Raw genomic sequence first — 11,928 nt, 5'->3', positions numbered from 1 at the left:
GATCAGCCAATCTCGTATTCGCTGATCCGCCACGCGATCGTGCTCGGCCGCAGGCCGCACATAACGGTGTGGCGCTCGATGGTGCCCCGCCAGCCGTCGCGGCCGATCGGCTGCACCGCGACGAGTGCGCCGACGTGCCGCTGCTCGGCAGTGTCGGGCGGGAGCGCGTCTCCGGCATACGGGCCGACCTGAACGTCGGTGTAGGCCCGGTGGTGAGTCAGCTCCTGCCACTGCGGGGTCAGGCGTACCGAGTCCTGGTCGGGCACCGCCGCAGCCAACCTGGCGTCCAAGTACATCGCGGCCCGCCGGTAGACGTCGGTGGGATCACGGTCGACGGCGGTGTCCACGCGATGTGCGGCAACGGCGAACGCCGCGCACACCGCGTGCGGGTCGTGGTAATCCACCGACGGGTCTACGAGCTGAGGCGACACTGCCACGGACGGTTGCGGACGAGGCTGAGGGGTCGTTGCTGAACAGGCGCCGAGCAGCACGGCGGCGATGGCGACCGCCAGTAGGGCGGGAGTACGACTGAAGCGGATCATGCCGGTCAGGTTCAGGCACGCCCGTAGGCGGCGACGCTGCCGTAGCGCCGTAACGCCGCCGCCTTCGCCCTGATGGGGGGCGACCCGAGGCGTGGGCTCGTCCCGGCATCAAGCGATTCGGCGACGCACGGAGAGCAGCTACGGAACCAGCCTGCTCGCCAGGGTCGCGACCAGCCCTGTCGCGTCGGACACCCGCAGGCAGCAGCGGCGATCAGGGGTTACCCCTAGCGCCCGTAGCGCTCCCGTCAACCTCAGCGGCAACCGTAACGGCTCCGCACGCGAACGAACGTCTCCGACAGCGGCCCTACAACGGGCCGCATTTCGATCGGAGGAGATCGACATGGTTCTCAATCTCGTCGTTGCCGGCCAAGCGGTGCTCGCCGCAGCCGCCCCGAACCCGGCGCCGTCAGCACCTCCCGGAATGGAGGCGGTCGCCACCAGTTTCCTCAGTTGGGGAAAGTGGATCTTGCTAGTCGCGGGTGTCCTCGGGTTCATGATCTGCGCCGGGATGATGATCATCGGACGGCGTAACCGGTCGCAGACCGCTGTGGATGGTGCCGCGGGCGTGCCCTGGGTGCTCGCCGGGCTTGCGCTGACCAGCTTGGCTGCTGGCATCGCGGGGGTGGCGCTCACGTGAACCGCCGCATCTCGCACGCGGCGCCCGGCCGCCGCATCCGCCCCATGGCCGTTATCGCCGTCGGGTTGGCATTGCTTGTGCTGGCTTCGGTTGCGGTCGCCCGCAGTGGCGAAGGCATCCGACATGCCTCGCCTGGGCGCCCAGTCATCGTGGCGATTCCATCGGCGGACGCTCCGGAGTCCGACGTACCTCAGCAGGTGGCCGTCGAGGTTGCTTGGCCCACCGACTTGACCTGGATCACCGTGGCGGGGCTGGATCTGCCGGTCTCCGCCGCCGCGGGTCCCCGCAACTTCGCCGCTGGGCGAGCGCGAGGTTTCGCACAGACACCGTCGGGTGCCGTTCTCGCCGCACTGCACCTGCTGGTGCGGACCAGTCCGCAGGTGGGGCCCCGGGTCTGGGAACCGACGCTGCGTGAGCAGGTCGTCGGGCCGGATGTTGCGGCATACATCGACGCGGTGACCCGGAACTACGCCCTGGCTCAGGAGCAGTTGCAGATTCCCTACGGCGACCCACTGTCTCCCATCTACGCCTCGATCGCCGGGGTCCGCATCGACTCGTACGGCCCGCATGCGGCCAGCATGCGGCTGCTCATCGAAGCGCCTGACGGCAGCAGTGGCGTGGCTCGCGCGGCCACGGTGGTGCAGGTCTCCTGGACGGGCACGGACTGGAGTCTGATCGCTCCGCCCCGCGGTGATTGGTCCACGGTCCGTGCTCTGGTCGGCCCTGCTGTCACCCGTAGCTACACGCCGTTGCCGGGCAGGTAGCCATGTGCGACGCGTGGGATCTCAAATGCCAGTTCAAAGAGGGCGCGACCGAGGTGGCGGGCGCCGTGGCCGAGACGATGATCGGGCAACTGGCGGACCTGATCAGCCAGGCGCAGTCCACGCTGATCACGTCGACCGTGACGTGGTGGCTGTACCTGCCACCGGTCGACGTCGAGAATGCGCCAGCGGCGCAGACGCTCCAGCAGTGGATGCTGCCCTTCGCGCTGATCGTCTCGGTCGGCGGCATCATGTGGCAGTCCCTCTTGCTGATCATCAACCGCAAGGGGGAACCGCTCGTCGCGGTCGTGAAAGGGCTGTTCACGACCGCATTGTTCGGCGCGGTGAGTCTCACCGGTACGCAGATGCTTCTCACGGCGTGTGAGTCCTATACCGAGTGGGTCCTTACCTGGGGTATGGACTGCGCGCCAGGGCTCGGCGTCGACCCGGGCTGCAAGACCAACGCGCTGGCCGCGCGGATGCAGATGCTGCTGCTTCCGGCGGGACCGAGTATCAGCAGCATCTTGGTGGTCGTCGTGGGCATGGTCGTGCTCGTGGCGAGCATCGTGCAGGCGATGCTGCTGCTGTTCCGCAACGGCGCCATCGTCATCCTCGCCGGAATGCTGCAACTCGCTGCCAGTGGCAGCTTCACGGCAGCTACCAGTAATTGGTTGAAGCGGGTGCTCGGCTGGTTGCTCGCGATGGTCTTCTATGAGCCGTTCGCCGCTACCAGCTACGCGGTCGCGTTCATGCTCATCGGCGATCCGCAGAACCGGGACATCTCGACGTGGTTCACCGGCGCCGGGATGCTCGGGATGACGCTCGTGGCGTTGCCGGCCATGATGCGGTTCTTCAACTGGACAGTCGGCGCGGTCCAGACCACCGGGAACTCCGCCGGCATGCTGGCTGCGGCGGGCGCCGCAGGGCTGCACGCGGTCGCGTCGAGACGCGGCTCATCCGGCATGTCCGCGACGGACTATGCCCGGGATATGGACCGCCGCTACCCGCCGCAGCCCAGCGGCGGCGACAGCGGATCGGGCACGCCTCGACCGACCCCACCGGTATTCACCGGTCCCTCCCCCACCGCTGGTGTCGCCCCCTCGGCGAGTACCGCGACGACCACCACCGCGAGCGCCTCGGCCGGTAGCGCTACGACGGCTGCGGGCGGTAGCGCCGCAGCGGGTGCGGGCGCTGGTGCCGCAGGCGCCGGTGCGGTCGGGGCGTCCGCCGCCGCTGGCCCTGCCGCGCCTGTCGTCGCCGGTGTCGTTGTCGGCGCGCGGGTTGCGGGGACAGCGGTCAAGTCTGCGGCGAGCACCGCGTCCCGATCGACCGAGAGCGGGTGATCGGGATGTCTACGAAGGCTCAGGTCGAGGAGACACGAACCTACGGCGGGTGGCGTCGCGCTCGGCCGCTGGGCATGTTCGGGCTCGGCTTCGGTCAGACGATGGTGGTGCTCGCGGCGATGACCGTCGCGCTGATCACGGTGTCGGTGAGTCTGACCGCTCTCGCGGTGGTCGGCCCCATTTGCCTGGTCCTCATCGTCGGCAACGTCGCTCAGTGGGACGGTGTGTCGCTGGCGCAGGCGCTCGTCCAGCGTTTCCGCTGGGTCGCCGGTTCCGGCCGTGGCCGCACGAGCTTCCGCGGTGGCGTGATGTCGGCGCAGGAGCACGCCTGGCAACTGCCGGGCGTGCTCGCCCCGACCGTCCTGCTGTCGGTCGAGGACGGCCAGGGCGGCAGGTATGGCGTGGTGTGGCATCGCCGGCTCGGAACCATGACCGTCACGCTGCGGTGCGCCGCGCAGTCGACCTGGCTGGCCGACCCGGAAGCAGCTTCCGCATGGGTGTCGAACTGGGGCGGCTGGCTGGCCGGTCTCGGTCACGTGCCGATCGTGCGGTGGGTCTCCGTCACGGTGGACACCGCGCCGGATTCCGGCACCCGGCTGGCTGACTACATCACCGGCCGGCTGGCACCGGACGGGCCAGCGGCGGCGGTGCGGGTGATCCAGCAGCTCATCGCCGCCGCACCACAGGCCGCCGCTGACGTGCAAACGACCGTGTCGATCACCTTCGAGCCGGCGGCGTCGCCGGCCCGGCCCAGGACGGTGCCGGACTGTCTCGCGGAGGTCGATCGCGCCTTGCCCGGCTTGCAGGACGCGCTGGCCGGGTGCGGGCTGACGGTGCTGGGTCGGGCGACAGCGGCGCAGATCGCCGGAATCGTACGGCACGCCTTCGATCCGACCAGTCGAGGCGAGGTGACCCGGCTACTCAGCGCCGCACCGGACGCGGCAGCCGAGCTGCTGGACTGGAGCAACGCCGGCCCGGTCGCCGCCGAGGAACACACCGATCGCTACGAGCACGACGGTGCCACCAGCGTGACCTGGGCGTGGCACGAGGCACCACGTCAGCCGGTCACCCACCACGTCCTCGCCCGGCTACTCGCCCCCGGCGAGCAGCCGAAACGGGTCACGCTGCTGTACCGCCCGATGACCGCCGGGCAAGCCGCCGGCGAGGTCGAGCGGCAGGTCAACGCGGCCCAGTTCCGGTCCGCCTACCGGCGAGCCCGCAAGCTCGATCCGACCGCCCGGGACATCGCCGACCACGAGCAGGCCACTCAGGCAGCTCGCGAAGAGGCGCTCGGCGCAGGTGTCGGCCTGGTCAGCCTCTGGGTGACCACCACCGTGCTCGATCCGGCCGACCTCGGTCGAGCCGTCGCGGATGTGGAAAGCCGCGCGGAGACGTGCAAGGTGCGGCTTCGCCGCCTGTGGCGTTCCCAGGCGGCCGGGTTCGCCGTCACCCTCCCGGCCGGGATCTGCCCGCCGGTGCTGGCCCAGCAGTGGCTGAACTGACCTTCCTCTCTCCAGGAGCATTCCCATGGCATTCGCAGACATCGGCGGATCCGCGCTCGGCCCCATCCCCCCGGCCTGGGGATGGCGTCGACCAGGCGCCGGCCGCGCCGTGCATGTAACGGCCGGTACCGAGTACCAGGCCACGACCGTGCAGGCCGCGGGCCTGTACCCGTTCACGGCAGGCAGCGGCGCTCCCCTGTTGGGTGTGCCGATCGGCCGCCACCAGCTCTGGGGTGAGTCCGTGCTGCTCGACCCGTTCGAGTGGCTCAACGCCGGACTGATCACCAACACCGGGATCTTCGTGCTCGGCCAGCCAGGCGCAGGCAAGTCCGCACTGGCCAAGCGGCTAGTTGTGGGAATGGCCGCCACCGGCGCCCAGATCTTGATTCTCGGTGACACGAAGCCGGACTACAGCCGGGTCGTGCAGCACCTCGATGGTCAGGTCATTCGGGTCGGCAGGGGTCTGGACCGGATCAACCCGCTCGACGCCGGTCCGCTCGGCACCGTGCTGTCGCGGATGAGCGGACCCGACGCCGACCAGCTTCGCCTGGAGGTACGCGGGCGGCGGCTGACCCTGCTCATCGCCCTGTGCACGCTCGTGCGCGACGGCGGGCAGGTCAGCAACACCGAGGAGGTCGTCCTCGGCAGGGTCGTCGACCTCCTTGCCGAACGGCGCACCGGAGATCCGGTGATCCCCGACGTGCTCGCGGTGCTTGATCAGGGACCGGACACCATTCGCGCCGCGGCGCGGGCTACCTCGGCGGCCGACTACCGCCGCCGGATCGACGACCTGGTCGCGACCCTGCGACTGTTGTGCGAGGGCACGCTCGCCGGTGTCTTCGACTCCGCCACCTCCACCCCGGTCGATCTGTCCGCCAAGGCGGTCAGCATCGACATCTCCCGGGTGGCCGCCGCCGGCGACAAGCTGGTCGCCGCGGCGATGCTGTCCACCTGGAGTTACGGGTACGCCGTCATCGACGCTGCTGCCGTGCTCGCCGACCAGGGCCTTGCTCCCCGACGGCGACACCTCGCCGTCATGGACGAGCTGTGGAGGGCGCTTCGGGGAGCGCCCGGGTTGGTCGAGCCGGCCGACGCGCTCACCCGGCTGTCGCGCAACCTCGGCGTCGCACAGATCATGCTCACCCACTCGCTCGACGACCTGGACGCGCTGGCCAGCGACGAGGACCGCGCCAAGGGACGCGGCATGGCCGAACGGTGCGCCATCAAGGTCCTGGCCGCGTTGCCCGGCCGGGAACTGGACCGGATCAGCCAGATGGTCCGGCTGTCCGGACCCGAGCGGGACATGGTCGCGTCCTGGGCAGCGCCTGAGGCACTGGTACCCGGCGCCACGCATCCGGGTCGGGGAAAGTACCTCGTGAAGACGGGCGAGCGGGCGGGAATGCCTGTCGCGCTGCACCTGGTGGGCGAGGAACTGGCGCTCTACGACACCGACGCGGCTGTCCGGGCGGGTGCCCGATGAGCGGCATCCGCAACCAACAGCCGATCTACCCACGCGGCAGCGCGGGCGGATACCCCCTAGCACCGTGGTTGATCCTGGGAGCCTGCGCTGCCGCCGCAGCCTTGACCTGGCTGGCGTGGCTCGCTGGCCGCCTCGCGGCCGTGTGGTCCGGTCACCCGTGGGACACCGGCCCGCCCTTCGGCTGGGACTTCACCAAGAGCCTGCTTGACCAGGACTGGCAGCAGTTGTGGTCCGGCGTGCCCCCGCTACTGGTAGCGCTGATCTACGCGCTCCTGCTCACCATCACGGTCGTGCCCGGCTGTTGGGCGTGGGCGTGGTGGCACGCCCGCCGACCGCAGGCCGGCGACCCACTGCCGTCCCTCGCCCGCGCCCACGACGTCGACGAACTCATCGGCGCGACCGCGCTGGCACGGGCACAGCGACTGCGGCCGAGCCTCGCCGGTCGGGCTCCTAAGCAGGTGCCAACTACTGCGGTCGGGATCGCGCTCGGACGACTGGTCACCACGGAGCGCCGACGCGGACCGGTCCTACGGTCCAGTTGGGAGGACGTGCTCCTCGCCGTGATGGCACCCCGAGCGGGGAAGACCACCAGCCTCGCCGTACCTCCGATTCTGGACGCCCCGGGACCGGTGCTCGCCACCAGCAACCGCTCCGACCTGTGGGCCGCCACCGCCCGCGCCCGCGCCCGAGTCGGCCGGGTCTGGACGTTCGACCCGCAGCGGGTGACCCGCCAACCTCAAACGCTCTGGTGGGACCCCCTGGCCACCATCACCGGTGTGGAGGATGCCGCACGGCTCGCCGACCACTTCATTCAGGAGATCCGGGGCGTCGGCTCCTCCGACCCGTTCTGGCCGCTGGCCGCCGGGGACCTGCTCATGTGTCTCTTCCTCGCCGCCGCCAACTCCGGCGGCACGCTCACCGACGTGCAAGCCTGGCTGTCCGACGTCACCAGCCGCGAACCGGTCACGCTGCTGCGGGCCGCCGGATACCCGCAGGCCGCCCGGGCGCTCGCCGGCCGTCAAGGCGGTGCTCCAGAAACCAGGGACGGCGTCTACGAAACCGCGCGTACGGCCGCCCGATGCCTGTCCGATCCGGAAATCATGGCCTGGGTAACACCGCCGACCAGCGCCCTGGACCGGCTCGACGTGACCACGTTCCCCGGCTCCCGCGACGCCCTCTACCTGCTCAGCAAGGAAGGTGCGGGGGCCGCCGCTCCCCTGGTCGCCGCGCTCACCGACGCCGTGTTCCGCACCAGTGTCGTCCACGCCGAAGCCGCCGGTGGCCGCATCGACCCGCCCGTCCTGGCGGTACTCGACGAGGCAGCCAACATCTGCAAGATCGCCGACCTACCGCAGCTCTACAGCCATCTTGGCGGTAGAGGGGTCATCCCGATCACCATCATCCAGAACATCGCCCAAGGCCAGGGCGTGTGGGGTGAACGTGGCATGACGGCCCTCTGGTCCGCCGCCACCGTCAAACTCATCGGCGCGGGGCTCGACGACGCCCGCCACGCCGAGGACATCTCCCGCCTGATCGGTGACCACGACGTCGCGACGACCTCGATCAACCGCGACGGCAACGGTCACACCAGCTACTCCACCAGCGCTCAACGGCGCCGGATCCTCGAACCGGGTGACCTTCGCGCCCTCAAGCGGGGGCGGGCGATCCTGCTCGCCACCGGCGCCCGAGCCGCGATGATCGATCTGATGCCGTGGTACCGCGGCGAGCACGCCGACATCATCGGCGCCGACACCACCGCCAACGTCGAGGCCATCACCCGGACTGCCCGCGCCGACCTCGCCGCCGACCACCCGGGTCCGGCGAGTCCGGACGCGGCAGCTCCGATCGACCGGGGGGACCTGTGGTGAGCGGCCATTCCTCCCGGCTGTCGGCCGACCTGCGCTGGGTCGAGACGATGCTTGCTGACCTGCAACGGCAGATCGACGAGCTTACCGACGAACTGCGGGCGCTCTCGCACCTCGTGCACGTGCACACCCTCGCATCGCTACGTGCACCAGGTGCCGACAGCACTGACCCGCCTGCCGCGTCGCAGGAGGGCGACGATGCCCAGTGAACGGCTGACCCCACCGCCGGAGCGCCTCTACGCGGTCAATGCCGCCGCCGCGCAGTTCTACGTCAGCCGGTTGCCCGTCTCGCGCAAGGCGGCCCGCTACCTGCACAGCCACGGCATCAGCGCCACAGCGGATCCCACCAGCCCTTGGCAGGTCGGCTATGCACCGGGACGGTGGACGGAACTGGCCACCCAGCTCCGGGCAGCGGGTTTCACCGACGAGGAGGTGACCGGTGCCGGACTCGGTTTCATCCACAACAGGAGCGGACACCTGCTGGACCGATTCCGTGACCGGCTCATGTTTCCCATCACCGACGCGCACAACCGCGTCGTCGGATTCACCGCCCGCGACCTGAGCGGACGCGCCGACGCCAAGTGGCTGAACACACCGGAGACGGCCATCTACCGCAAACGCCTGCTGCTGTACGGTCTCGGCCAGCAACTCGCCCACCGGCCTGCCGGTATCGGCGACCCGATCGTGTTCGTCGTCGAGGGTGCCGCCGATGTCCTCGCGATGCACCGCATGGCTGCCGCGCACGCTGCCATCCCCGAGACACAGCCGCTGTACGCGGTCGCGCCGTGTGGCACCAACCTCACCCGAGAACAGCTCGACCTGATCCAACAAACCCTGCCAGGCGCCCACCTGATCTTGGCATTCGACGGCGACGAAGCCGGACGTCGAGCCACCGACCGGGTGTACCCGATCGCCTCTCGATGGCCCGGCCAGGTCTCCGGAGTACGCCTGCCGAAGGGACAGGACCCCGCCGACATGCTCGGCGACATGGATCCCGTCTGGGCGATCAGCGAGATCATCGGTGCCGTCCAGCCTCTCGCTCAGGTCCAGATGGCCAACACGATCGACCGACTGTTCGCCACCAAGCGGATCACCGATCCGGTCCGGTTCGTCGAAGATCGGATCACCGCCTACCGGGCTATCGCCGAGTTGTTCGTCGACGCGCCGCACGCCACTCGTGACATGGCCGAAGCCGCCGCGGAGCAACTCGGCCTGGCCGCGACCGACGTCGCGCGGGGGGTCATCGAGGCATGGAGTGCCCGCACCGACACCCCCGGCGGGACCGACCCTCCTCCCGACACAGCCGCCCCGCCCTTCACTGCTGAACCGTCGGAAGGCCCACCGGCCGAAGTGTCGACGCCCTCCAGCCCTCCTCATGGCGTAGCCGAGTCGGACATCACCGTTTCGGCCACAGCTCACAGCACGGGGGGCCGCGCCGGCGCCACTGCCGCGATCACACGTCATGACGCTGGCAGTGGGACCACCGTCTGGGCACTTGCCGATGGCATCGGCCGCCACGCGCAGGCCGCGACCGCCGCGCAGATGGCGGCCGATATCGCGGCGACGGTCAGCATGCGCTCCACGCCAGCGGCCGGGCTGCACGCTGCACGGGCTGCGATCAATGCCTTCTACGGCGGGGTCCACGCCAGTCAGGCGGGCGACGCCTCCCTGCTCGTCGTCGCAGCATATCCGTCCTCGATACACCGTCACGGCGTACGGTTCGAGCTCGCCTGGGCCGGCGACTGCCGCGCCTACACCATCCGCGCCGGCCAACTTGCCCAGGTCACCGCCGATCACACGGCCGCCCGGCAACGCCACGATCAGGGAGAACGCGTAACACCTGGAGGTATTGCCGAACTGCTGCTCACTTCCAGCATCCGTGTCGGCGATATCAGCGTGTCCCCATTGGACGAAGGGCCCCTGCTGCTGTGCACCAATGGTGTACACCGCGCGATCCCCGAACACCAGCTCGCCGCGGAGCTGGCCGGTATGAGTGACGCGGATGGCACCGCCAGCCGGCTCGCCCGCATGGTCGGACAGCACAGCGCCCGAGACTCGACCGTCTTACTCATCCATCCCCGATCCGCACCACCGTCCCGAGTCACCACGACCAAGACCGCCAGCGCGGCCGTGACAGCGTCAGGACCCCCTGGTGCCCTGGCCAAGATCTCGTTCGTGGGCGCAGGCGCCGGCCCGGCAGCGGTCACGACGCCGGAGTCCGAAACGGCGCGACGGCATGGCCGATCGTCCGCTGGCCGCCGCCGATGAGCGGCTGCGGTGTGTGCCCAGCCTGACCAGCAATAGCGGGCCAAAGAGACGGATCGGAAACGTCATCGGCCCCCGGGGCATTTCGCCCCGGGGGCCGATGGAAGCCCGGCTTCCGGCGTAGTAGCCCCTTCACGAGGAGACGGGCCAGATGGGCGATCCATCGGTTGTGCAAGCGCGGACCATCGCCGCAGGGTGATCTACCGGTGCGGGCGGCCTTGGCGTCTCGCTGGTGGCGGGACCTGTGAAGCCCGATCTGCCGGTAATCTCGCCTGTTGGTTCGACTCGGCGCTGGTCGTCGCCGTGAAGGCGAGTTTGGCCAGACGCACGGCGCTGCGGCGTAGCGGTGGCGGCGCCGATGCGAGTGCAGAGGTGCCGACGGCGGCGAGCGCGGACCTCACTCGATGGATCTGTTCGTCGTCTGGCTGCGCAACGCACCATCGTGCGACCGCGTGATACACCAGTGACTTGGGCACGCGATCCAGTTCGCGCTGGCCGAGGACGAAGAAGTGACCGCTTCGAGCGGCCTGCTGGGTCGCCGCGCGCAGAACCTCCGCCAGTGACGGGAGCACCGCAGCTAGCTTGTCGATCGCTTCGCGTCGGGAACTGCGGCTGGTGAGCTGGCCTGGTCGCGGCGGCCTTGGGCGGACCCATCGTGTGACCAGGTCGAGTTCCCGGGCCACCTGCGCGGCTGCCGGGCTGTGTGGGGGCGTGCCGTGCAACCGTCCGATTGAATGGGCCGCCGCGCTCCATGATCGCCAATCCGCGCCGACAGCGGCAGGTGACGCGAGCGTGCTGACCGCGAGCGCTGCTTGGGCTGCCTTGGCGAGGTGCACTGCGCGCACCTCGCCAGGGTTGCGGTGCATCCAGTTCCGCACCGTGACCAATGAACGTAGCGCCGAGGCTCCATCGCTGATCGTTCCGCGACCTGCCAGGACCGGTGGCGGTTCCAGCAGGTGCAGCAGTGATGGCGCGTCACCGGCGTCCGACATCACCTGGTGCACGATGTCGTTCAGGTAGCCGCCGCTGGTCCAGCGTGCCTCGTCCGCTACCGCCTCGAACACCTCATAGGCGAGTCGATGGCTGCCTGACAACCATTCAGGTAGCCCTGCGTCGACGCCCAACATGTCCTTGCTCAGCATGGCGATGTCAGCCAAGCCGGCCTTGCGTCCGGCACCGGCGCGTATCGCCACTCCCTCTGGAGTCAGCGGCTCCTGGGTCGGCGGCGCATGACCGGTCAGGATCTCCCCAGCCACCGCGACGGCCTCCGCCGCCGTCTCCAGATGACGCCCCACCCGGCAGATCGGCGCCTTGGCGGGATTGGCCCGCCGATCGGTGCGAGCCGCAGCGGTCAGTCCGAGGTAGAGCTTTGTCGTCGGGTCTCCTGACCTCATCCGTAAGGCGATGTCGACGGTTCCGCGGTCGATGTCGGCGCGAGCGGGTTGTTCGCCGACGACCAACTCCACGAGTTTGGCCAGCCGGTCATAGACCCGGTGTCGGGCGGCGACGGTCGTTCCCACGTCATCAAGGGTG

Annotated in this window: 10 protein-coding genes; 8 read left to right on the top strand and 2 right to left on the bottom strand. The window is 69.8% G+C overall.

What is annotated here, in order from left to right; all coding sequences use genetic code 11:
- Nucleotides 1-2: 2 nt before the first annotated feature.
- Nucleotides 3-542 (bottom strand): hypothetical protein, encoded by a 540-nt coding sequence (locus ACIBMZ_RS20715; RefSeq protein WP_396696119.1) that lies wholly within the window; start codon nt 540-542, stop codon nt 3-5.
- Nucleotides 543-882: 340 nt separating this feature from the next.
- Here ACIBMZ_RS20715 and ACIBMZ_RS20710 point away from each other — a divergent pair, with 340 nt between their 5' ends.
- From ACIBMZ_RS20710 to ACIBMZ_RS20675, 8 genes are all read left to right on the top strand, one after another.
- Nucleotides 883-1,179, top strand: a complete 297-nt coding sequence (locus ACIBMZ_RS20710; protein ID WP_396696117.1) for a hypothetical protein — start codon at nt 883-885, stop codon at nt 1,177-1,179.
- Nucleotides 1,176-1,943: a hypothetical protein gene (locus ACIBMZ_RS20705; protein WP_396696115.1), complete on the top strand. Its 768-nt coding sequence runs from the start codon at nt 1,176-1,178 to the stop codon at nt 1,941-1,943. Before ACIBMZ_RS20710 ends, ACIBMZ_RS20705 begins: the two co-directional genes overlap by 4 nt.
- Nucleotides 1,944-1,945: 2 nt before the next feature.
- On the top strand, nt 1,946-3,283 hold the full coding sequence (locus tag ACIBMZ_RS20700) for a hypothetical protein (RefSeq protein WP_396696113.1): 1,338 nt from the start codon (nt 1,946-1,948) through the stop codon (nt 3,281-3,283).
- 5 nt (nt 3,284-3,288) lie between these two features.
- A complete protein-coding gene (locus ACIBMZ_RS20695) occupies nt 3,289-4,785 on the top strand; it encodes an SCO6880 family protein (protein WP_396696111.1) in 1,497 nt (498 codons plus the stop codon).
- Nucleotides 4,786-4,810: 25 nt separating this feature from the next.
- The gene (locus tag ACIBMZ_RS20690; protein ID WP_396696109.1) at nt 4,811-6,265 is read left to right on the top strand and encodes a hypothetical protein; all 1,455 of its coding nucleotides are present in this window, start codon (nt 4,811-4,813) and stop codon (nt 6,263-6,265) included.
- Nucleotides 6,266-6,405: 140 nt separating this feature from the next.
- On the top strand, nt 6,406-8,133 hold the full coding sequence (locus ACIBMZ_RS20685) for a type IV secretory system conjugative DNA transfer family protein (protein WP_396696107.1): 1,728 nt from the start codon (nt 6,406-6,408) through the stop codon (nt 8,131-8,133).
- Nucleotides 8,130-8,339 carry a hypothetical protein gene (locus tag ACIBMZ_RS20680; protein ID WP_396696105.1) on the top strand — a complete coding sequence of 70 codons (210 nt, stop codon included), beginning with the start codon at nt 8,130-8,132 and terminating at the stop codon, nt 8,337-8,339. The genes ACIBMZ_RS20685 and ACIBMZ_RS20680 overlap by 4 nt, the downstream gene beginning before the upstream one ends.
- Nucleotides 8,329-10,398, top strand: coding sequence for a toprim domain-containing protein (locus ACIBMZ_RS20675; RefSeq protein ID WP_396696103.1), 2,070 nt, complete (start codon nt 8,329-8,331; stop codon nt 10,396-10,398). The genes ACIBMZ_RS20680 and ACIBMZ_RS20675 overlap by 11 nt, the downstream gene beginning before the upstream one ends.
- A 197-nt stretch (nt 10,399-10,595) precedes the next feature.
- On the opposite strand, the gene ACIBMZ_RS20670 is transcribed toward ACIBMZ_RS20675, so the two are convergent.
- The gene (locus ACIBMZ_RS20670) at nt 10,596-11,915 is read right to left on the bottom strand and encodes a hypothetical protein (protein ID WP_396696101.1); all 1,320 of its coding nucleotides are present in this window, start codon (nt 11,913-11,915) and stop codon (nt 10,596-10,598) included.
- Nucleotides 11,916-11,928: the final 13 nt, after the last annotated feature.

This window comes from Micromonospora sp. NPDC049900, assembly GCF_044461025.1.
In the GTDB taxonomy this organism is placed as follows: domain Bacteria; phylum Actinomycetota; class Actinomycetes; order Mycobacteriales; family Micromonosporaceae; genus Micromonospora.
The sequence above is the reverse complement of the archived record's forward strand: the minus strand, read 5'-3'. Positions and strand labels throughout refer to the sequence as shown.

Bases quoted from the DNA above. Each gene is read 5' to 3' on its own strand.
- ACIBMZ_RS20695 (WP_396696111.1), top strand. From the start codon at position 3,289: ATGTCTACGAAGGCTCAGGTCGAGGAGACACGAACCTACGGCGGGTGG.
- ACIBMZ_RS20715 (WP_396696119.1), bottom strand. From the start codon at position 542: ATGATCCGCTTCAGTCGTACTCCCGCCCTACTGGCGGTCGCCATCGCC.
- ACIBMZ_RS20675 (WP_396696103.1), top strand. From the start codon at position 8,329: ATGCCCAGTGAACGGCTGACCCCACCGCCGGAGCGCCTCTACGCGGTC.
- ACIBMZ_RS20700 (WP_396696113.1), top strand. From the start codon at position 1,946: ATGTGCGACGCGTGGGATCTCAAATGCCAGTTCAAAGAGGGCGCGACC.
- ACIBMZ_RS20690 (WP_396696109.1), top strand. From the start codon at position 4,811: ATGGCATTCGCAGACATCGGCGGATCCGCGCTCGGCCCCATCCCCCCG.
- ACIBMZ_RS20710 (WP_396696117.1), top strand. From the start codon at position 883: ATGGTTCTCAATCTCGTCGTTGCCGGCCAAGCGGTGCTCGCCGCAGCC.